At 68.9% G+C, this 20,426-nt stretch carries 19 protein-coding genes and 1 pseudogene; 15 read left to right on the top strand and 5 right to left on the bottom strand.

All coding sequences use genetic code 11. The annotated features are described in order from the left end of the window. The first annotated feature begins 462 nt into the window (after positions 1-462). Positions 463-1,200, top strand: a complete 738-nt coding sequence (locus CP982_RS01645) for a dienelactone hydrolase family protein (protein WP_150508797.1) — start codon at positions 463-465, stop codon at positions 1,198-1,200. Positions 1,201-1,640: 440 nt separating this feature from the next. Here the strand turns inward: CP982_RS01645 and CP982_RS01640 are convergent, their stop codons facing one another. Further along, positions 1,641-2,096 (bottom strand): hypothetical protein, encoded by a 456-nt coding sequence (locus tag CP982_RS01640; RefSeq protein WP_229879222.1) that lies wholly within the window; start codon positions 2,094-2,096, stop codon positions 1,641-1,643. Positions 2,097-2,351: 255 nt separating this feature from the next. On the opposite strand from CP982_RS01640, the gene CP982_RS01635 reads away from it, so the two are divergent. Beyond that, a complete protein-coding gene (locus CP982_RS01635) occupies positions 2,352-2,711 on the top strand; it encodes a peptidase inhibitor family I36 protein (RefSeq protein WP_150508796.1) in 360 nt (119 codons plus the stop codon). Positions 2,712-3,255: 544 nt separating this feature from the next. Here the strand turns inward: CP982_RS01635 and CP982_RS01630 are convergent. Beyond that, entirely contained in the window at positions 3,256-3,633 is a 378-nt protein-coding gene (locus tag CP982_RS01630) for a fic family toxin-antitoxin system, toxin component (RefSeq protein WP_150508795.1), read from the bottom strand. Beyond that, positions 3,630-3,926, bottom strand: coding sequence for a type II toxin -antitoxin system TacA 1-like antitoxin (locus tag CP982_RS01625; RefSeq protein ID WP_184925620.1), 297 nt, complete (start codon positions 3,924-3,926; stop codon positions 3,630-3,632). The genes CP982_RS01630 and CP982_RS01625 overlap by 4 nt, the downstream gene beginning before the upstream one ends. An 841-nt stretch (positions 3,927-4,767) precedes the next feature. Between CP982_RS01625 and CP982_RS01620 the strand changes: the two genes are divergently transcribed. From CP982_RS01620 to CP982_RS01575, 10 genes are all read left to right on the top strand, one after another. After that, on the top strand, positions 4,768-5,073 hold the full coding sequence (locus CP982_RS01620) for a hypothetical protein (RefSeq protein WP_150508793.1): 306 nt from the start codon (positions 4,768-4,770) through the stop codon (positions 5,071-5,073). Positions 5,074-6,449: 1,376 nt separating this feature from the next. Next, entirely contained in the window at positions 6,450-7,211 is a 762-nt protein-coding gene (locus tag CP982_RS01615) for a peptidase (protein ID WP_150508792.1), read from the top strand. Then, positions 7,208-8,419 (top strand): aspartate aminotransferase family protein, encoded by a 1,212-nt coding sequence (locus tag CP982_RS01610; RefSeq protein ID WP_150508791.1) that lies wholly within the window; start codon positions 7,208-7,210, stop codon positions 8,417-8,419. The genes CP982_RS01615 and CP982_RS01610 overlap by 4 nt, the downstream gene beginning before the upstream one ends. Then, on the top strand, positions 8,416-9,660 hold the full coding sequence (locus CP982_RS01605; protein ID WP_150508790.1) for a glutamate-5-semialdehyde dehydrogenase: 1,245 nt from the start codon (positions 8,416-8,418) through the stop codon (positions 9,658-9,660). The genes CP982_RS01610 and CP982_RS01605 overlap by 4 nt, the downstream gene beginning before the upstream one ends. Then, positions 9,657-10,493 carry a hydroxyethylthiazole kinase gene (gene thiM, locus CP982_RS01600; RefSeq protein ID WP_150508789.1) on the top strand — a complete coding sequence of 279 codons (837 nt, stop codon included), beginning with the start codon at positions 9,657-9,659 and terminating at the stop codon, positions 10,491-10,493. Before CP982_RS01605 ends, thiM begins: the two co-directional genes overlap by 4 nt. Next, positions 10,490-11,095 carry an HD domain-containing protein gene (locus tag CP982_RS01595; RefSeq protein WP_150508788.1) on the top strand — a complete coding sequence of 202 codons (606 nt, stop codon included), beginning with the start codon at positions 10,490-10,492 and terminating at the stop codon, positions 11,093-11,095. The genes thiM and CP982_RS01595 overlap by 4 nt, the downstream gene beginning before the upstream one ends. Beyond that, positions 11,092-12,423 (top strand): ATP-grasp domain-containing protein, encoded by a 1,332-nt coding sequence (locus CP982_RS01590; RefSeq protein WP_150508787.1) that lies wholly within the window; start codon positions 11,092-11,094, stop codon positions 12,421-12,423. Before CP982_RS01595 ends, CP982_RS01590 begins: the two co-directional genes overlap by 4 nt. Further along, positions 12,420-13,343: a DMT family transporter gene (locus CP982_RS01585; protein WP_170316319.1), complete on the top strand. Its 924-nt coding sequence runs from the start codon at positions 12,420-12,422 to the stop codon at positions 13,341-13,343. Before CP982_RS01590 ends, CP982_RS01585 begins: the two co-directional genes overlap by 4 nt. 359 nt (positions 13,344-13,702) lie before the next feature. Further along, positions 13,703-14,545, top strand: coding sequence for an NAD(P)-dependent oxidoreductase (locus CP982_RS01580; RefSeq protein WP_229879217.1), 843 nt, complete (start codon positions 13,703-13,705; stop codon positions 14,543-14,545). A 682-nt stretch (positions 14,546-15,227) separates the two neighbouring features. Next, positions 15,228-15,824: a hypothetical protein gene (locus tag CP982_RS01575; protein WP_150508785.1), complete on the top strand. Its 597-nt coding sequence runs from the start codon at positions 15,228-15,230 to the stop codon at positions 15,822-15,824. Positions 15,825-15,848: 24 nt separating this feature from the next. Here the strand turns inward: CP982_RS01575 and CP982_RS01570 are convergent, their stop codons facing one another. Continuing rightward, positions 15,849-17,087, bottom strand: coding sequence for an IS701 family transposase (locus CP982_RS01570; RefSeq protein WP_150515250.1), 1,239 nt, complete (start codon positions 17,085-17,087; stop codon positions 15,849-15,851). A gap of 153 nt (positions 17,088-17,240) precedes the next feature. Then, on the bottom strand, positions 17,241-18,389 hold the full coding sequence (locus tag CP982_RS01565; RefSeq protein WP_150515249.1) for a serine hydrolase domain-containing protein: 1,149 nt from the start codon (positions 18,387-18,389) through the stop codon (positions 17,241-17,243). A gap of 467 nt (positions 18,390-18,856) precedes the next feature. Here CP982_RS01565 and CP982_RS42935 point away from each other — a divergent pair, with 467 nt between their 5' ends. From CP982_RS42935 to CP982_RS01555, 3 genes and pseudogenes are all read left to right on the top strand, one after another. Beyond that, positions 18,857-18,985 (top strand): hypothetical protein, encoded by a 129-nt coding sequence (locus CP982_RS42935; protein ID WP_260423211.1) that lies wholly within the window; start codon positions 18,857-18,859, stop codon positions 18,983-18,985. Positions 18,986-19,099: 114 nt separating this feature from the next. Then, complete coding sequence (locus tag CP982_RS01560; RefSeq protein WP_150508784.1) at positions 19,100-19,600, top strand: hypothetical protein; 501 nt, start codon at positions 19,100-19,102, stop codon at positions 19,598-19,600. Between the two features lie 330 nt (positions 19,601-19,930). Further along, positions 19,931-20,393: pseudogene (locus tag CP982_RS01555) on the top strand (metal-dependent transcriptional regulator); the annotation flags it as partial. Positions 20,394-20,426: the final 33 nt, after the last annotated feature.

Below are 20,426 nucleotides of genomic sequence, written 5' to 3'. Positions count from 1 at the left end.
GACGGCATGTGTGGCTGTGACGAGCACCAGAACGACGGGTCCGCACTGAGGCTCGTCGAGCCGGACCGGCGGTGTGTGACGTGACCGGCATGGACCAGCTGGTGCACGGCATCCGCCAGCTCTGGCCGCTGGCCCAGCCGATCACCGCCGATGCCGCCACCGGCTGCCACGCGTGTGCACTCCACTACCCTCAGGCCGGTGTCGCCCCGCAGTGGCCCCACGGTCCACCGGTAGCGACCTTGGCATGAGTGGCTGTGCTCAGTCAGCATCTGGACCTGCTCACTGCCCGCGCCTGCCAGGCGGCCCGCGTCGAGCTGTGGTCGGCCCGCAGTTCTTCGATTCAGGCGCGGGTGCCGGGCGGCAAAGGTGAACTCCCGACGCCGTCCGAGGGGCACCCGTGTTGCTCTGCCAGCGGCAGAACAGCGGCCGGACCGGGCTGGATGATCACTACAGTCCAGTCTCATGACGACGATTACGACGCGTACGGTCGCATACCCGGCCGACGGTCTGATGATGATCGGGCACCTCGCGCTCCCGGCCGGTGCCGGGCGCCGGCCCGCGGTGCTGGTCGGACCGGAGGGCACGGGGCTCAGCGACGTCGAGCGGCGCCGGGCCGACGCTCTCGCCGAGCTGGGATATATAGCGCTGGCCTTCGACCTGCACGGCGGGCGCTATTTGAGCGACCCCGAGGAGATGCTGGCCCGTTGCATGCCACTGCTCGCCGATCCCGACCGGATGCGAGGCATCGGCCACGCGGCGCTGGATGTGTTGCGCACCGAACCGCGGACCGACCCCGACCGGATCGCCGCCGTCGGCTACGGCACCGGGGGCGCCATCGGGCTGGAACTGGGACGCGACGGCGTCAACCTGCGCGCGATCGGCACCGTCAACGCACTGACCACGGGCCGACCGGGCGAGGCGGCACGCATTCGCTGCCCGGTGTGGGCCGGGGTCGGGTCGGAAGACCCGATCATGCCGCCCGCACAACGGGAAGCGTTCACCGCTGAGATGCAGGACGCGGGCGTCGACTGGCGCCTCACGGTCTACGGCGGCGCCTTGCACGCCTTCCACCACCCTCCGGTCGACCACCGCACTGTCCCCGGCGTCGGCTACCACCCACAGCACGCGCAGCGAGCCTGGCGCGACGTCGTCGACCTGCTCACCGAGTGCCTGCCCGTGACGCACGACCTGGGGGCATGACCCAGCCACACAGGCTGGCACCAGGCCTGGGCGGCATCGCGCCGACAGTCACTTCCCCTCAAGCCCTCACAGCAGACCCGCATTCGGACAGTCGCGCGGTCGCGGAGACGCATTCCCAACTACCGCAGTAGATACCGGATGTACCGCGACGGAGCCCTGGCCGTGATCGTCGCGACCTGCGGCGGACCGTTCCGGCTTCGAGCGAGATGTACGCGTTTGCTGGGGCGTCACTGTGCTGACCACGCGTAAAGCCGCGTCAGGATCTACTCAGTGCCTCCCTTGCCACGTACCTCGGTTGAACCCCGACTCAGCGGCCTGTTCCAGTAGGGCTCGTACAGAGAGAGTCCGCGTAGCGCATCGCGGTCTCCTCGTCGAGCCCGAAGACCTCCGCGAGATGGAGTGGGTCAGGCCCGTGGGGCAGGGCTTCTTCGAGGCTTCGGTCAACGCGAAGCCGCTCCAACGTGGCGCCTTGCCCTTGCATGAGAGCACTTATCCAGTGGTTGCAGGACCGGCCGGTCGGGTTGGCGGTCTGGTTGTTGATCCGCAGGTGGAGGTTCGCGGTGCTCGGCCACCGGCGACGCCGGTGGCCCAGCCAGTCCGTCAGGGAGCTTCAGGGTGAGTTCGTCGAGAGGCCGGGCGCGTCCGGCGATGGTCGACCGGCGGTTGCCGAGATCGACGTCGTCGAGCACGAAGGCGGCGATCTGGGCGACCCGGGCGGCGTGGACCGCCGCGAGGGCGAGGACGAGCCGCGCCGCAGGCGTCAACGCAGCCGCGACGAAGTGCTTGAACTGCTCGGGGAGGAGAAGTTGCAGCACGGCGTACTCGTTCTGCCCGACCTTGATTCGGCTGGTGGGGTTGCGGAAAATCAGCCCCTGCCGTTTGGCCCAGGTGAACAAGGACCGCTGGGCAGCGAGTTGGTCACGCGGAGGGCGAACCTCCTGGCCACAAGGTTGGGGTCTCTACAGGCCTCAGGAGAACTCACGAGGTGTCGCACAATCCCCGTGATCGTCGCTAGTAACACGTGTCAGCCACGATTGCTGGAGGTATGGGCCATTCCTCCCACCGGGGCGCGCGAGAACGCGCGGGCCCGCTGAATACTCCCTGGAACCACGGACGTGGGTACGTGAAGACGACTGGAAGGGAACTCCAGCATGCGTCGCTCTCTAACCACCCTGGCCATGCTCTCCGCCACGGGCCTGGCGGCCGTCGGCCTGGCCCCCTCGGCCAGCGCGGCACCGAAAGCCGCGCCCAACTGTCCCACGACGTACTTCTGCATCTACAGCGGCAAGGACTACACGGGGTGGCGCTGTATGTGGGCCACTCCCGCCATTCCTGACACGATCGGTTGCGGCTTCATCAGAAGCGGTCTGAACGTCGCGTCCGCGGCCAACAGCACCAGCAATACCAAGACGATCTACACGGGCAAGTCGTACGAGGGCCGCATCGGTTCGGTCAAGAACGGCACGGCCGGAAACCTGGCGGGCAACTACCAGATCAGATCCTTCAGGTAACAGTCCAGGCATGGAGGCTCCCAAACGTGTTGAGCCGCACTGGATCTCAGGTCAGCTCCCCTTGGCGCTTCCTGTGCCAAGGGGAGCTGTGCCTGGTTCGCCCTCGCGTCACTAGGGCCCTGGCAAATCTCGGTGGTCTTGGGCGATTTTGTGCGGCTTGGTGAAGAGGCGGCCGAGGTCCATGAAGCCGTGGAAGTCGTCTTGTTCGCGTGCGCGGCCGTTGTCGAGGACGATCCAGCCTGAACAGACCGCCAGCCCGGCTGTCGTACGTGGGGTCCGCAGCGTGGCTGGGAACGGCGAACCTCATGTACGCGAATCCCTGGCCGCCGGTGTAGGTGACGTAGCCGTGGATGTCCACGGTGCCGCCACAGGACTGAGAAAACCAACGTCACCTGGAGTCCGTGGCGGGGCGGGGGCGCGGGCGCGCAGCTGCCACAGTGCCGCCCCCAGCGTGGCGACACAGGCTACCGACCCGGCAACACCCCAGGCCTGAGACGCTCCGTCCGGGTGCGCGGCCGTCACCCACGCCAATAGCAGGGGAGGTTTAGGTGTTGGCCCAGTCGCGTAGCTGGCGGGCGACGCCGAGCGTTCCGGTGGCCGCGTCGCGTACGAGCGAGACGGCCGCTTTGGGCTGGTACTCCAGCTCGCACGCATGCAGCGCCAGATACGCCTCGGTGGCGTGCCAGGCGAAGGTCTCGTTGGAGTGTTCCAGGCAGGGCAGTTTCACGAGGGTCTGGAGGAGGGCTGCGGCCTTGAGGAAGAGTGATCCGTAGATGTCGTGTTCCAGCGCCCGGGCGTTGACCCGTGCGATGGCGGCGTAGAGCGGCCCGAAGTCGTCGACCTGCGGGTCCCCGTCCAGGAGTTCCGCGGCGTGCAGCAAGAACGTGACGTCGAGCGGGTGCGGCGGTTCCGGCTGGCTCACGCGGCGTGCCCTCGGTCCTGACCCTCGAGCTCCCGGCGCGCCTGTTGCTCGGCCGCGCGCTGCTCGGCATCGGCGTCCACGCTGCTGGGCTCGGCCGCGAAGGCCGCGCCGCTGCGGGCCATGGACTTCTGAAAGCCCTCCAGGAACCGCCGCTCGACCGCGGTCGCGCGGTCGTAGGCGGCCGAGAGGATGTACTCCTGCATGCTGACGCCTGCCGCCTTGGCCGCGGCGGCGATGGCCGCCCGCTGCGCGGGATCGGGGAAGCGCAGGTTCATCGCCTTGGGGTCCGTCATGGCCCTCACGGTACCAGCGGTACCAGATGCTGCCGGGGTCTGTGCCGCATGCCCCACAGCGGGGCGATGCCCAGAGCACGACCACTGGCGCGTGGCTGGACTGCCCGACACCGGGACCTCCGGACGCGCCGCCCCGTTGCCGTCGACCCGGTCCTGGAGGTCCCGTAAAGAAGGGAAGCGGACCAGAGCGAGGGCCGGGGGCGGCCGGCATGGGGCACAGTGCCATCGCGGGGGTGGCAGCACCCAGCACAAGCAATGCCGCTTCTTGCGGCTGACACTGCGCCGCCACCGAACAGCGCTGCCCGCCGCTGACGCCCCTGGGGCAGGCGCCGTCGTGTTTGGGCGTTCAGCCCGGTGGCGCTTCTTCGATGAGATCGAATTCCTGGTCGAGGCGCACCTCCACACCTGCCAGGGGGAATCGGACACTGAGTTCGCCCATAGAGGCGGACGAGAACAGTGTCGGCAGGGTCTTCGGGGTGGTCGGTTTCTTCCCGTGGCTGCACCCGGTCACCAGGCCGGTACCGCCGAGCGGTCGAGGCCCTGCTCAGTAGCTCGCTTCCGGAGTGGTAAGGCCTCGGGAGACGGTGCTCAGAGCGGGATTGCAGGACCTCGTGTTCGCCGTGCTTGATCCACGCGGCGGTGGTGCCGTCGGCCTGGGGCTCCGCTTGACCGTTGGCCCAGGACCAGGAGAGTACGTGATCCGACCCGCGCGTCGCTGCGGAGTGCTGCGGCATGGCGGCACCTGAGGGCCGAGGAGCGCAGGGGGAGCGGCAGCACAGGTCAGCGGGCCTGGGTGACCCCGGGCACGGCCGCGCCCGAGCCACTCCTTGATCATGAGCGGATGACTGCATGGATGCGTTGTCACTGGGATGAAGAGGATGTGTGGTTCTACTTCGAGCTCGATTCGCAGGGGTGGGTCACGCGGCAGGTCGAGTTCCAAGGGCCGGAGCGGGTCCCGGTCGCTTCCCTCGTCGAATGGCAGCAGGCCCGCGATGCCGGTCGCCTGGCCGAGTACGACAGGAGGTTCGGCATCACAGCGCAGTCGCCGGTCTCCGAGTGGGAGGGGCATGATCCGCAGCCCCTGACCCGCCAGGGCTTCGAAGAGGTCTGGGACAGGGCCCGCCAGCAGTTGGCCGGAGATCGGTAGGCGCGACTGCTCGGGCGGGTTGGGACACGCCGCCGCCGTCGGCGAAGACGTGCCCCGGCTGCTCTCCGTGGACGCCGCCCCCGCGTCGCCCGCTGGGCAGCAGCGGGCCGTCCCCCCGGGGTCCCGCGGCCGCACCACGCCTGCGACCTGAGTACGGCCGGCGTAGAGGCGCGCTGCGATGCCATTTCCGTGGCTCAATTTCGCTGCTTGCCGTGATGGCCAGAAAAGAAGGTCTGAGGGTGGCGTTCCAGGGCTACTTTGGCGCTGTCTGGAGGAAGTGCATGGGATTCAGGCCTGGAGCCGTACTGCTGGCCCTTGCGCTCGTATCGCACGGTGCGGCGGTGGTGGCCGAACAGCCACGCGAGCGACCGCTCGATTTTCCAGGGGTGCCTTCCGAGTCGCTTGCTGGAGTCGATCCCGGGGCAGGCGATGCGCGGGACGATGTCGCGCTCCCGCAGCAGGTGAGGTGCTCGGCGGAGCAGGGTGCCTTGTCGGAGCGAAGCTTGCCGCCGGGGCGGCGTCTGCGGGGCCCGCGCCGGGAGCATGCGGCGGGCACCCCGGGCGCCAAGGGCTTGCGTGCCTGGATGCCGTGGGTGTTCACCGCGGAGGCGATGAGGTCCAGCGCCATGCCCCCGGCCTCGCAGAACGCGTGCAGGTTGCTGCCCTGCCCGCCGCGATCGGTCGGGTTCCGCCCGGTCAGCGAGCCTCCTGTTCCGCCCGTACCGAAGCCGCATCCACGGTGGCCGACGTCCAGTTCAACTCGCCTGCGGCGCCGAGGTCGTCCAAGACCTTCCGATGCGGCCGCCGCCACGCCTCCGTTGCCTCGGCCCAGGCGGTGCAGTGGCGATGTGCCCTGGCCGGGGAGGCCCCGTACGTCTCCGGCAGGTGCCGCCAGGCGCAACCCGCTGGTGAGGACGTACACCACAGCCGTGAACACCGCGTCCTGCGGACGGGCGGAGTAGGAAGGCAGCAACGGAGCGACCAGCTCCCGCAGTTCGTCAGGAACCAGCCGGTGCGACAGGTCAACACCCCGGCCCGACATCGTGTGGAATCGAGCGCCATCACCATCACGATCACTGGAAAGCGCTTACGAACGACCCTGGGCACGGCTGATGCCCCGGTCGGCGCAGTCAGCAGTTTCTACCCGTCATCCGCCCGGCCCCGGTTCGGGTTCGCGAAGGGAATACGCATTGTTAGGCGTGGAGATATTACGTAGCCTGGGACTCCCAGAGCAGGACGACTACAGCCTCAGTAGTTCACCTCATTCTTTCGCGGATGGTGCCGACTTCCGGATCGAAATACCGGTTGTCAACAGTTTCAGCACCTTCCGGGCACTGGTGGAGCAGGCTCGGCGCAGAAGCTTGACCGTGAACAGGGTGACCGAGACGCTCGGTCTCTTCCGGCACACCAGAGAAGAACTGACCGACTATCTGAGGCTGGCCGCGGACGAAGGCATCACCGCGGTTTTCTCGGTGGGTCCGCGCGCCACGTATGACACGTGCCCCACGCGATTGACTCAGCACGGAAGTTTCATCGGGTACCGGCTGCGCGGGTTCGACCAGGTCCGGCGCGCGCTCGACGACGTGCTGCGCGGCCTCGAATTGGGCTGCCGGTCGTTCGTCGTGTACGACGAGGGGCTGCTGAAGACGCTCGGGCAGGCCAGGACGGCGGGTCTGCTGCCGGCGGACACCACGTTCAAGGCCTCCGCGCACCTCGGCTACGCCAATCCGATCAGCATCTCGATGCTGGAGGAATTCGGCGCGGACAGCATCAATCCGGTCAGGGACCTCCCGCTGCCCGCCATCGCGGCGGTCCGGCAGCACGTTGCCGTGCCGCTCGACGTGCATACGGACAACCCGCCGTCATCCGGCGGGTTCATCAGGACATACGAGGCGCCCGACATCGTGCGCGTCGCACGGCCGGTATATCTGAAGACGGGCAATTCAGTGGTCGGTGCGCACGGCCAGTTCACCGGAGCCGAGGACGGGGAGCGAATGGCAGATCAGGCCTCCATCACGCTGGAGATAGTGCTGCGGTTCGCGCCCGAATCGAGGCAGAGTCCTGCGGGTTCACCAGCACCGCGAAACGCGGTTTCTGGCCGAGCTGCGAACGAGGAGCCGGCCGGGAGCATCCGATGACGCATCCCGCGCTGGTGGCCACCCTGCTCGACGGCCCGGTCATGCGCAGTGGCAGTGGCTCCTGGCTCGTCGACATCGAGGGAAACCGCTATCTGGACTGTGTCGCGGGGCCTGGCGTGCATCTGCTGGGTCACGGTCATCCGGCGGTGATCTCGGCGATCGAGCGGCAGGCAAGCGAACTCATTCATTCGAGTTTCCAGCTCAATGAACCGGTGATCGAGTTGGCGGAGGAACTCGCCAGACTGGCCGGTGGCTCGTTTCAGCGGGTCTTTTTCGCCAACAGCGGCTCCGAAGCGATCGAGACCGCGGTCAAGCTGGCCAAGAAGTTCCAGGCCGCTCGCGGCAGGTTCGGCCATTCCATCGCCGCGCTGGAGAACGGCTACCACGGGCGGTCCGGCATAGCGCTCGCGCTCACCGGGATGAACATCTACAAGACCGGTCTGCCCGGTTTCAGCCTCTATCCGGGCATCGTGCACCTGCCGGTGCCCCGCCCCGGCGAGGTGGACCTCGACGAGCTGGGACGCCAACTGGACGCGCGGTCCCAGGACGACCTGCTCGCCGTCGTCGCGGAACCGGTCCTTGGAGTGGGCGGGGTGATCGTGCCGCCGGACGGCTTCCTCCGTGCGCTGCGCGAACTGTGCGACGCACGGGGTGCACTGCTGATCTTCGACGAGATCTTCACCGGACTCGGCAGGACAGGCACGACGTTCGCCTTCGAGCGCTCCGGGGTACGGCCGGACATCCTGGTGATCGGCAAGCCGCTCGGCGCCGGCTTACCGGTCGGCGCCGTCCTGACCCCGGACGACCTCGGCTCGTGCTGGGCACCCGTCGACCACTCGACCACCTTCGGTGGGAACGGCGCCCTGGTGGGCGCGGTGGGCAAGGCGGTGCTCGGTGAGTTGACGGCGGGCGGCCTGGCAGACGCATCGGAACGAGCGGGCAACCAGCTGATGGGCGCGCTGCGTTCCGCGGCGCCCACCGACGTCGAGGTGCGCGGGCAGGGGCTGCTCATCGGCCTGGAGTGGCGGTCGCCCGATCAGGCCACGGCGTTCCGGCGCCGGATGATGGCGCGCGGCGTCCTCGTGGGCATCGGCGGCCAGCAACGCTCTGTCGTGCGTCTCACCCCGCCGCTGAACATCACCTCCGACGACCTCAAGCTCCTGGAGAGCACCACGCTCGCCGTGTTCGACGAGATGGTGCGCCGGTGACCGGGGGTGTGGTCGACAGGCGGGCCGCGGCGGCAGCGGCACGGCTGACGGGAGACGAGAAGCGCGCCGCCCTGTACGCGGTGGCAGAGGCGATGGCGGAACGGTTCGACGAGATCGCCGAGACCAACAAGGAGGAGTTCGCACGGGCGGAGCGGGCAGGCTCGGCCACGGGCAAGGCGCTGCGGCGGATGCTGGTGGAACGCCCCCGGTTCCACCGGATCATCGACGGTGTCCGGTGGCTCGCCGAGTGCCCGGATCCGGTGGGAGAGATCTCCGAACTCCGTCCGCAGCCGAACGGCCTCCTGGTCGGCCGGATGCGCGTTCCGCTCGGAGTCATCGCCGCCGTGTACGAGAGCCGTCCCGAGGTGACCCTTGAGGCCTCGGCGATGGCGCTGAAGAGCGGCAACGCCATCGTTCTCCGGGGCGGCAGGGAATCGACGCGGACGAACCAGCTACTCGTACGGATCATTCAGGACTGCCTGAAGGACGTCGGTGTCCCACCGGGCATCACCCGGTACGTCGACGATCCGTCACGGGAGGCACTGTGGGACCTGCTCAGCGGCGACCACCGCATCGACCTGGTCGTGGCCAGGGGCAGCGACGCCTTCATCGCTGAGGTGCGCAGGCGCTCTCCCTGGCCGGTCCTCGCGTCCGGCGGCGGCAACTGCCACATCTACGTCGACGCGTCGGCGGACCTCGACTCGGCGACCCGGATCGTGCTCAACGCGAAACTCTCCGCGCCGACCATGTGCAACGCGGTGGAGACCGTGCTGGTGCACGCCGCGCACGCGCCGGGCTACGTCAGCGGACTGGTCACCGAACTGCACCGGGCCGAGGTCGCCGTGCGCGGCTGCCCCCAGGTGTGCGCGGCCGCCCCCGAAGCCACCCGGGCCGACGACGAGGACTGGTGCACGGAGTACCTCGGTCCGACCGTGGCCATGCGCGTGGTGCCGGACCTGGAAACCGCCGTCGACCACATCAACACGTACGGCACCGGGCACTCGGAGGCGATCGTGACGGCCGACCTGGCGAACGCCCGCGCGTTCCAGTATTCGGTGGACGCGGCCGCCGTCTTCGTCAACGCGTCGACCCGGTTCACCTACGGCTACGAGTTCGGTCTCGGCCCGATGCTGGGCATCTCCACGCAGAAGCTGCACGCACGAGGGCCGATCGGCGTCACCGACCTCACGTCGAGGAAGTTCGTCGTGACGGGTGCCGGTCAGTTGCGGACGGCGCCATGAGCGGGCCGACGGGTGACGGGCCGACGGGTGACGGGCCGATCGCCACGATCCGCGAGCGCCGCCCGCTCGTACACATGATCACCAACCTGGTGTCGATGGCTGCCTGTGCGCAGACCGTGAAGTCGCTGGGCGCCGCGACCATCTTCGCGCACGCGGCCGAGGAGGCGGCGGAGATCGCCGAGACGGCGGACGCGGTCGTCCTCAACGTCGGGACCTCCGTGCCGGGGATGGACCGGACCGCCCTGCGGGTGGCCGAGGCCTGTGCGGCACGGTCGATCCCCGTCGTCCTCGACCCGTTGGGCTCCGGGGCCAGCCGGTTCCGCTCGAACCTCGCCAGGGCGCTGCTCGACACAGGGGCCGTCCGCATGGTGTCCGGCAACGTCGCCGAGCTGGCGGACCTGTGTGGTGTTCCGTCGGTGATACGTGGCGCCGACGCCGTCAGCGCCACGGCACCAGCGGACGAGGTGTGCCAGAAGCTGGCGGAGTCCGCTCAGGTCGTCGCCGCCGTTTCCGGCCGCGTCGACTACGTGGGCGACGGACGGCGGCTGGCCGCGATCGCCAACGGACATCCGGTCATGGGACAGGTGGTCGGCACCGGCAGCGCACGGTCCGCGGTGCTCGGCGCCTTCGCGGCCGTCGCGGGCGAGGACATGTTCACCGCGACGGTCACCGGGGTCTGCGCCTACGGCGTCGCCGGTGAGCTGGCGGCGGCCACCGGCCGAGGGCCCGGATACTTCCTGCCCGAGCTCTGCAATCAGCTGTCCGTCATCGACGACGAGGTGGTCGCGACCCGGTCACAGGTCACCACGTCCGCCCCCAGGGAGACATCGTGAAGTGGGTGGAGTGGCTGCCCGAGCTCACGAGGATCGGTGACGACGGCCTGCGGGACAGATCAGTCGACGTGCTGACCGAGGCCGCGCGGCGTGGTGGCTGGGCCGACCCGAGCCTCATGTGGTACGTCGAGGAGACCGCGTCCGGAGCGCCACCGGTCGTCCGCCCGGAGGTGAGGCTGGTCGATCACCTCCGGCTGGTGGCGGCCGCCGCGGCCGACATGGCGGAGCAGTGCAACCGGATCGTGGGCTCCCGCACCCTGGTGGACCACGTCCTGGCCGGCGGGCTGCTGCACGACGTCGGCCTGTTCGAGCTCTTCGGACCGAAGAGCCCGGCCGAACCGGCGGTGCCGGTGTTGCGTCAACCGCTGCTGCTGCGCCACCCGTACACAGGCGCGCGGCTCGCCGAGGAGATGGGATTGCCGACCGAGGTGGTGCACATCATCGCGACCCACTCCGTGGAGGGGGAGCACACCAAGCGCAGCAAGGAGTCGGCGCTGGTGCACTGGGCGGACTGGGCGACGTACGACGTGATGCGGGAGGCACTGTTCCCGCGCGTGCCGCAAGAACGAGCCTTTTACTACTACCCGGGGGGCGCGTCATGAGGGTGCTCATCGTCTACGACTACGGTGGCCCGCCGCTGCCGTACTTTCTGCCCGTACTGCGGGCGCGGGCCCGTATCGCGGTCTACGTGCCGCGCCCCGAACGCCTCGACCCGGTAGAGCGTGCCCTGCTCACCGCCGGAGCGGAGCGCGTTCTCCTGGACGACGGCACATGGGACCGGCGGGACGAGCAGGAGACCGAACGACGCGTCGTCGTGGCAGCGCAGGACTGGCAGGCCGACGCTCTGGTGTGCTTCAGCGAGCTCTACGCCACGCAGACGGCCGGCGCGGCGGAAAAGCTCGGGCTGCGCGGTCCCGGCGCGGCCGGTGCCGAACGCGCCAGGGACAAACTCCTGATGCGGGACGCCCTCACGGCGGAAGGACTGACGAATGTGCGCTACCGTCCGCTGCGGTCGGAGGAGGACATCGTCGCCCTGATGTCCGAGGTGGGCGGTCCCGTGCTGATCAAGCCACGGCGCGGTATGTCCGCGGCCGGCATCCAGCGCGTCGATCGCGCCGACCAGGCGCAGCAGGTGTTCGCCTCGGCACGGCAGTCGCTGGCCGGCTTCGACGTTCCGGCCGACGCCGAAGGGGCCTTCCTGGTGGAGGAACTGCTCCACGGCGATCCGGACTTGTGGTACCCGGTACCGGGCTTCAGCGACCAGGTCTGTGTCGAAGGCCTGGTGGTGGCCGGTGAGTACGTACCGGTCGCCATCACCGACGTGACCCCGAAAGTGCCTCCGCTCACCCAGAGCGGTCACATCTCACCGACGTCCCTGGACGTGGACGCCCGCCGCCGGGTGATCGACACGGCCGAACGGGCCGTCGCCGCACTGGGCCTCGACACGTGCGGCACGCATGTCGAGCTCAAGCTCATGCCCGACGGCAGCTGTGCCGTCGTGGAGATCGCGGCTCGCTACGCGGGCCGCACGATCATCCCGGAGACGGACTTCGCCCACGGCTGTGACCTGGTCGGCGCCCTCGCGGACGCGTTGCTGCACGGTACGTGCACCACTCGGCGCTTCGACCCCGACTCGGAGCCGTCGCGGGCCGCGGCCACCGTCTATCTCTATGGCAGCGAGTGCCTGGGCACCCATCGGACCCCCGTCCGGTTCGGCGGCTTCGCCGTGCACCCGGCCGAGCTTGTGGACCCGACGGTGCGGATCGCGGGCTACGCCGAGCGGGAGCGTGGCTGGGTCGTCGAGGACCGGGTGCACGAGCAGCCGTACTGGCTCGCGCAGCTCCACCTGCAGAGCACCTCCCTCGTCGAGCTGCGGAACTCGGTGACGCGCGTACGCAGGGACCTGCGACTGGTGCCGGAGGACGAGTGAAGGGTCGGGGTTCCGCGCTGCTCGCGCTGTCGACCACCGTGCTGATCTGGGGCTCGACCTTCGTCGTGAGCGAGCGCGTGCTGGCCGAGACCGGGCCGGCCCAGCTCACCTTCCTGCGGTTCGCCATCGGATCCCTGGTGCTCCTCCCGTTCGGCATCGCCGGTGGGCTGCGGGCGCGTGACCTGTTCAGGTCCGCGTACGTGGTGTGCGGACTCACCGGCGTCGCCCTCTACTACGGACTGCAGAACGCGGGCCTGCTGTTCACCTCACCAGAGAATGCCGCGCTCCTTCAGGCGGCACTACCGGTGCTCACCGCGACGCTGGGTCTGCTGTGGCTGCGCGAACGGCTCCGTACCGGCCGGGCACTGGGACTGGTCCTTGCGGTGCTCGGCGTGCTGCTCGTGGTCGGGCGCGGTGGGCCCCGGTTCGACCTGCTCGGCAACATGATCGTGCTCAGTGGTGTCGCCGCGTACGCGTACTACACCGCCTACGTTCGGCGCTTCTGCACCCATTTCAAGCCGGTCGTACTGGCCTCGGCGTCCAGCCTGTGGGGCCTGGTGTTCCTGACGCCGTGGCTGGGGTGGGAGATCGGTGGGAAGGGGTTCCGGCCGCCCTCCACCGACGGCTGGCTCGCGATCATCTACCTCGGTGTCGTGGCGTCCGGCCTCACCCTGCTCCTGTGGACCTTCGCGCTGCGCAAGGTGCAGGCATCCGTGGCGGGCACGTTCACCGGCGGCATCCCAGCCGTCGGCTACCTGTTCGCGGTGCTGTCCGGGGCGCCGCTGATCTGGTCCCAACTCATGGGAGGGGCAGTGGCGTTGGCGGGTGTGATCCTGAGTGCGACGAGTCGGCCGGATCCGGTGCCGGGCCGAGCGGAGCGTGCGGTGATCCGGCGGGAGCGCGGACGCGTCGATGCCTAGTGTCGCGACTTCTGGTATCGCTTCTGGTATCGCGACTCCTGACCGCAACCACGCCGCGCGTGACCAGTGGCTTTTCGTGTTTCGCCGCACCGAGCACCTTGACCGGCTGGTGGAATCGGCCTGGCTCGCCGGGGTGCACATGACTTGGACCGCGCCCGAGGGGCAAGCCGGGGCCGGTCGGCACCGAACTCGTCCGGCCGATCGGCCGCTGGCTCACACCGGTGAGGTGCGCGGCCCGGCCGGACGGGCCTGGGTTCCCAGGTGGGTCGTCCGACGAGTCATTCCCACCAGAAGAACTCCGTGCGGCGGCCACCCCTGGCCGGGGGAGCGCCGCTTCACCACCGTTCAAGGAGACGTTGATGCACATCGCTGTGATCGGCCTCGGCGAGGCCGGCTCCCGTTACGCGACGGCCGTGGCCGCCGCCGGACACGAGACGACCGGATTCGACCCCGGCCCCGCCGCCACCCCCAGCGGTGTCCACCGCGCGGCGGACCTGGCCGACGCCGTACGCGACGCCGAGCTGGTGCTGCTGCTCACCCCGGCGTCATTGAGTGTCCGCCTGGCGACGCAGGCCCGCCCCGCTCTCGCCCCGGGCACCTGCTGGGCAGACCTCACCGCGGCTTCCCCGGCGACGATGACCGAGGCCGCCGAGGCCTTCGCCGATGCGCCGGTGTCCTTCGCCGATGTCGCGATCCTCGGCACGGTACCGCTCACGGGCGCACGGACGGCCGTGGTCGCCAGCGGCCCCGGTGGCCCCGCCGTCGCCCGGGTGCTACGGGGACTTGGCGCACCCGTCGAGCTGCTGACGTCTCCCGCCGGTGCTGCTGCCACCCGCAAACTGCTGCGCAGCGTGCTGATGAAGCCACTCGCCCTGGTCATCTGTGAGGCGGTGGAAGCCGCTCGCGCGGCGGGCTGCGAAAAGTGGATGCGCGAGCAGATCACGGACCAACTGGGCGCCGACGGACCGGTCATGATCGACCGATTCCTCACCGGCACCCGGCAGCACGCCGAACGCCGGTCGGCCGAGATGCGAGCAACGGTCGGCTATCTGGACTCCCTGGGTGTCCCGAGTGAGATGTCCAGCGCTTCAGAACAGGCACTGCTGCGGCTGATCCGGAGCAGGTCGGCTGTGCCGCTTTCCGTGGATGCCGCTTCGATGCGCATCAGTGAGTCGTCCGGTGTCGATGCGCCCGATCGATAGTGATGAGGGTGGGCTCTGGTCCACCTGGCGTGGTCGCGTACGCAGGGTGACTGTCGACCTCATCCTGACGCCGGTGGCTGCTTCGCCGTCAGGCGGCAGGTGGCTGGCCCGTGGGCGCGGGCGTGAGCGGCGGGCTGGTCCAGCTGCTGGCGGCGCGGCTGAAGCCGTCACGCTGTCACTGCTTGGCCTGGCCCGCGCCAAGTGGCCTGGGTGAGTCAGGGCGGCAGTCTCCCTCTCGGGCTCGAGCACCTGGACCTCGGCTACACCCTGTGGGGCAGTCGTGAGCGGCAGCGAGACGTCCGGCGTCGGTCTGGCCTGGGTCGCACTGCACGCCGCTCGTGAGGCCGCCAGAAAGTGCGGGGGGAGCGAGGCCTGCACTCCGCGGCGGTGCCGGGCCCGGGCCCGGGCCCGGGCCCGTGCAGCTTGCCGGCCGTGAGCCGTCCGGGTTCGCCGCCTTGCTCCAGGGCTTGATCGCCGACTGGGCATCGGATCTTCCGGTTGTCGGCGGCAGTGTGCTCGACCACTGGCCGGACTTCGCGGCCGGAGCCGACCGTCGATGGCTTCAGGCACATGCGCCTGGGCTACGCCCTGCGGGGTCGGGGCAAGGGCACGGGGGAGGCCGTGCTGCGACCTGTAAGGACTGTGGGGGTTCCTTGGTGATGTTGAGCTCTGATACGTTCTCGTGACGCACCAGACACTGGTGGTGACCACGCCAGATGCGGCGGCAGGTGCCGCGGCGGCCAACGAGCTTGAGGGCGACTACAAGGTCCTCGAGGTCGACATGGGCAAGGTGGCTGACGAACTCGAGCTCCCGGAAGGAGCCTGCAGCGATCGTGGCGGGGAGGTCCTCGTCGCACCGCGCAACGCGGTCAACATCACGTACTCGACGGCTCCCGCCCAGGACGCCGCTGACAAGGCCGCAGATGCCGGCGACGCCGCGGCGGATGCGCAGCTCGCACTGGAAGAACTCGCCGAGACGTCCGATTCCTGCAATCTGAACGTGGAGTGGGAAGAGTCGTCGGAGCCCGACGACATGACGCAGTACGACCCCGAGCAGACCCCTGAAGGGGCGTCGGTGAAGGCGGCGGCGGTCCGGCCGTACGCGCAGAAGATCGCCAGTGACTGTTTCCGGCGCAAGACTCTCTCTGCGAAATGGCTCGGAAGGAAGATCTACGCTGCCTTCAACGACAGCTGCTATCAGAACTGGGTGGAGAGGTACGACGGGAACAAGACGTGGAACTTCTATTCCAAGCGTGCCTTGAGTACATGTGACGGCTAGTACTCCAGCCGTAGATCGTGATCTTCATGTCTGATTCGCGGCTTGTCTTCGGTAATGGCTGGCGCGGGCTCGGGCCTGATGACGGCGTCGCCAGGCTGACCAGCTGAGCCGGTGGGCCACATCGTGCACATGGTGGGCGACGAGCATCGTGAACAGTCGCTGGATCTCGTTGCAGGTGAGCGGGATCAGCCCGTCCGGGGCGGGATGGCGGGTGTGTTCGTCGGCGCGCACGACGGCGAGGAAGGCATGGGCGAGCATGGCCAGGGTGACCCAGCGAGACCACGAGGTGAAGCGGCGGAGTTGGTGCTCGTCCAGTCCGGCCAGGCCCTTCCCAGCCTGGAAGGTCTCTTCCACCCGCCATCGTGACCCGGCGACGCGGACGAGTGTGGCCAGGGGCACCGGGGCCGGCGAGAAGCAGCGGTAGTAAGCGTGTTCACCGGTGGTGCGGTTGCGGCGGATCAGCAGCCGGTGACTGCCTGGCCGGGGCTCGGCCAGGTCGATGACGGCCCAGTCGTAGAAGCGGTGCCCCTTGGCGCCGACGCCTGCCGACAGCTTCTGCCAGGCCCGCTTCGGGACCTTCGCGGCCAGGGCGTCCGCGCGGAACTTTCCCGCACCGGTGGTCACTTCGGCTGAGCAGGCGACGGCGAGCACGTAGCCGACTTTGCGCTCTTCCAGGGTGGACCGCAGCTTGGGGTTGCCGCCGTAGACTTCGTCGCCTGCGACCCAGCCCACGCGGTGCCCGGCGTCGAGGAACCGGCCGATCATGCGGGCGGCCAGTTCCGGCTTGGTCGCGAAGACGGTGTCCTCGCCCAGGCCCGCGGCCCGGCAGCGGTCCGGATCGCACGTCCACGAGCGCGGGATGTACAGCTCACGGTCCACCGCCGCGTGCCCGTGCAGTCCCGCGTAGACGAGGTAGACGGCGACCTGGGCGTTTTCGATCCTGCCGGCGGTGCCGGTGTACTGGCGCTGGACGGCGACGGTGTGCGTGCCCTTCTTCACATCGCCGGTCTCGTCGACCACCAGCACCGCATCCTCGTCGTGCAGATGCTCCAGCACGTACTCGCGCACGTCATCACGCACGCGGTCGGCATCCCACCTGGCCCGGCCGAGCAGGTGCTGCATGCCGTCCGGACTCGGCTCCCCGGCCCACTCGGCGATCGACCAGCAGTTCTTGCGCGGCAGCTCCGACAGCAGCCCCTGCACGAAGGCCCTCAACCGGCGCCGGGGCTCAACCCGCGCGAACCGGCCCGCTATCCGACCCATCAGGACCTCGAACTCCTCCTGCCAGCGGGCAGGGTCTACGCCGTGACCCACGGCCACCGCATAATCTTCAGTCTTCACACACCGATGATCAGCGGTGGCCGCGACCTTCCCGCAGTCTGTCCACCAGCAAGAGCGCGTACCACGGCTGGAGTACTAGGAGCGGGTCCGGCACAGTTCCCGACCCATGAGTGTGGTCATGGCCTGCTGGGTGTCCTGGCCGCCGTCACTGGTGACGTACACCACGGCGGTCCGGGTCCCGTCTCGGGTGGCGCCACCCCAGGTGACATAGCCGAGGAGTTCGCCCCGGTGGCCGAAGTAGCTGCCGCCACAGGGCAACGGAATCTCGGCAAGACCGAGTCCATACCTCACGCCCAGCTCGGGCGCGGGCATGGTGGTCGTCATCTCGTCGAGCTGCGCCGGAGCCAGCAGACGGCCGCCGAGCAGCGCGGCATAGAACCGGTTCAGGTCGTGTGCGGTGCTGATGATCGAGCCGGAGCCGACGGCCATACTCGGATTGAGGGTCGTGACGTCGATGCTCCTGTCGGTGCCGAACGCGGCGTAGCCCCGGGCGTTGGGACCCAGGATGAACGGGAAGGTGTCGGGCGTCGTCGTGTCCGTCAGGCTCAGTGGACGGATGATCCGGTCGTGCACCTCCGTTGCCCAACTACGGCCGGTGACCTTATGGATGATCATGGCGGCGATGGTGTAGTTGGTGTTGGAGTACGACCAGCCACGGCCCGGCGGGAAGTCGGGTCGGTTCCGCATCGCCCGCTCCACCAACTCCTCGGCGGTGTAGGTGCGATACCGCTCGGCCCGATAGCCGTTTGCGCTGTTCAACGCGGGAATCTCCGGCTTGACGTCAGGGATGCCGCTGGTGTGCTGCAGCAGCTGCCGTACGGTGATTTGGCTGCCGTCGTTGCCGTTGCCCCGGACCACTCCCGGCAGCCACTGCTCGACGGTGTCTTCCAGGGACATTCGCCCCTCGCCGACGAGTTGCAGCACGACCGTGGCGGTTAAGGTCTTGGTGGCACTGCCGATCCGGAACCTGCCGTCCCGCGGCATCGGCCTCCCTGTGTTCATCGCGGCCGTCCCGGCGTACGCGCTGTCGCGTGCGTCCGGTGACGCCACCTCGGCGTGCACACCGACGGCCCCGGTGTGGTGGATCGCCTCCACCTGCCATTTGAGCGGATCGGCCGGCCGCGGCTTCGCCGCCGCCGTGGGCGCGGTCGATGCGACGAGGACGGCTGTAGCCAGGCTGGTCAGGACGAGCAGGCCTCGCCGACGCCTTCTTAACCCATGCATGGCGACCCCTTCTGTGTTCAGGTTGCGCGCGTTCAGGGACCGCTCAAGCTGTGGCCCGAGACTGCGTCGCCCCCGAATGCGGCGGTCGGCGACCATCCCACCAGCGGAGGGGGGATCGGCCCATCCGGCTTCCCCCCTGACGTACCGATGCGCTGTCGTCAGGGTGGTGTCGGGGGTTACCCCCCGTAAGGATGCTGAGGCTTTCCCCGGCCGGCCCCGACCAGCAAGATCACGATCTACGGCTGGAGTACTAGGGGGCCTGGCGTATCTCGCGGTGCGGGCACGGTGTGTAGCGCAATCCGTACGGGCCCGTTGTGCGGTGGCAGGACTGGGCGCCCAACGCCAGCCAGGATCGTAACGACTGCCGGAGCCGAAGTGCGAGCGTCTCGCTGTGGAAGGCCAGTGTCTCTGCGAGCTTCGACGTATGTGAGAAGCAGCTGATCTTCAAGTACCGCGAGCCTGGCAAGATGAGCAGCTACTGGAAGGGCAAGGCGTCCCACTCCCGTGGTACTCAGCACCAAGTCGCGGTGAAGCTGGGCCAGTACAGCGGCCGCCCGAAGTGGAAGCACTGGATCAACGTCGGCGCAACTGTCTGACCCCTCCGACCTGGCCGGCCCCACGGGGCGGGAGCAGGCTTCGGCGTGCTTCCGCCCCGTGCCCCATCTCTCCCATCGACCCGGATTTGTAAGGCACCCATGCGACGATCAACCATGCTCCCCGCTCTGCTGTGCGTACCCCTTCTCCTTGCGGTGAGTGCCTGCTCCGAAGAAAGCGACCCCCCGGACAGCCAGCCTCCTGCCGCAGTCAGCGAGAAACAGGCGAAGCAGGTTCTGGACCGTGTAGTGGCCCGCGCGCCGAAGCTGAGCGCGGCACAGTTCTGTAAGGAACTCGCCTACCAGGAAAAGGCGTGCGCATACACACGCAAGCAGGCAGACACCTTCTGCCTGAAGCCAGGCCCCAAACCTCGTGTGCTGCGCTCCGTGGTCGTCCGGAACACGGAGGAGTCCGCCGGCGGCAGGGTGTTGGAGATTGAGGGAAAGACCGCAGGCGGGCAGCGGTACATCTCCGAATTCTTCGTCACCGCGCCCGAGGGCACACCGCAGGCGTCGACCGCGGTCTACTGGTCAGGAGCCGGACTCGGCGACTCGCCCCTGGGCAAGGACAACAAGGTTCTGCCACAGTCCGAATGCGGCGCCCGCGGGCGCGGCTGAGCCTCTTCCGTAGCGACAACGGCAGGGAGGCTGAGGCAAGGTCTGATGCGTGTGGCGGGTAGTAGCTCAACGCGCTCCCTACCAGAGGGGGCAGCTACCTTCTCGCCGCAGTTGGACGTCGATTCTGCGGTCCTTGAAGGTCTTGCATCAGGCGCCCCGCACTTTGTGGCTGGCGTGGTTCGTGCCGTCCACAGCGAAGTAGCGCATGGCGGTCAATAGTGGGCCGGAGCCCGGATGCGGTGGCTCGTGCGGCACCGCACTGCAGGAGGGTACGACATGAGGTGGTGTGGCTGGCGAACTCGCATGGCAGCACGATGAGTTGGCCCAGCCGCCGACGGTCGGCGCCTGGAGCTGACCGAGCACGGACGCCGACTGGTGACGCGGGTGACGCGTAAGCACCGCCTCGCGGAGTGCCTGTCGAGATGATCGGCCTGGAGTGGGAGCAGGCCCACGCCGAGGCGTGCTGGTGGGAACGCGTGATGAGCGAAGCCGTCGAGCGCCGCGTCCTGGAACTGCTGAAGTATCCGATGATGTCGCCCCGCGGTATTCCCATCCCCGGCCTGGACGAACTGGGCCACCAGAGCGACATGGGTCCGGTCCCCGAGGAGGACGCGGTCCGCCTCGGTGAGCTGAATCCCGGACCGAACAGCGCCAGTCCGCTCGTCGGGCGCCTCGAGGAGACGGCCCAGACCGCCCCCCCCGACTGATGCACACACTGCGGCACGCCGGGGTCGGGCCCGGTGCGGTGGTCATCGTGACGTCGACACCCGGCGATGTACGGGCCGGCAGCTGAGCGGGGGCCGCCGAACTGCCTGGCGACCGTGTC

The organism is Streptomyces spectabilis (genome assembly GCF_008704795.1).
Taxonomy (GTDB): Bacteria; Actinomycetota; Actinomycetes; order Streptomycetales; family Streptomycetaceae; genus Streptomyces; species Streptomyces spectabilis.
Note: the sequence above shows the minus strand (reverse complement) of the source record. Positions and strands in the feature narration are given on the sequence as shown.